We start from the raw sequence: 565 nt of genomic DNA, 5'->3' as shown, positions 1-565 counted from the left end.
TGAAACAGTAAACAGACATTATGCACACGTTGATTGCCCAGGACATGCCGATTATGTAAAGAACATGATCACTGGAGCAGCACAAATGGATGGAGCAATACTAGTTGTTAGTGCAGCAGATGGTCCAATGCCTCAAACAAGAGAGCATATACTACTAGCAAGCAGAGTTGGAGTAGGATATATAGTAGTATTCTTAAACAAAGCAGATATGGTAGATGATCCAGAATTATTAGAATTAGTTGAAATGGAAGTAAGAGAACTATTAAGTGAGTATGACTTCCCAGGTGATGATATTCCAGTAGTAACAGGATCAGCATTAAAAGCATTAGAAAATCCAACAGACGAAGAAGCATCAAAATGCATAATAGAATTAATGGAAGCTGTTGATACTTATATTCCAACACCAACAAGATTAACAGACAAACCATTCTTAATGCCAGTAGAAGATGTATTCACAATTACAGGTAGAGGAACAGTTGCTACAGGAAGAGTTGAAACTGGGATACTTAAGGTTGGAGAAGAAGTAGAAATCGTTGGACTCAGCGAAGATAAAAGAAAAGTTGTA

The 565-nt window shown here is 37.0% G+C and carries 1 protein-coding gene; it reads left to right on the top strand.

Annotated elements, in window-relative coordinates:
• On the top strand, nt 1–565 hold a 565-nt coding region (locus tag KPL50_RS28090), incomplete at both ends, for a GTP-binding protein (RefSeq protein ID WP_253200835.1).

It is taken from the genome of Clostridium sp. CF012 (genome assembly GCF_018861755.1).
In the GTDB taxonomy this organism is placed as follows: domain Bacteria; phylum Bacillota; class Clostridia; order Clostridiales; family Clostridiaceae; genus Clostridium_AD.
The sequence above is the reverse complement of the archived record's forward strand: the minus strand, read 5'-3'. Positions and strand labels throughout refer to the sequence as shown.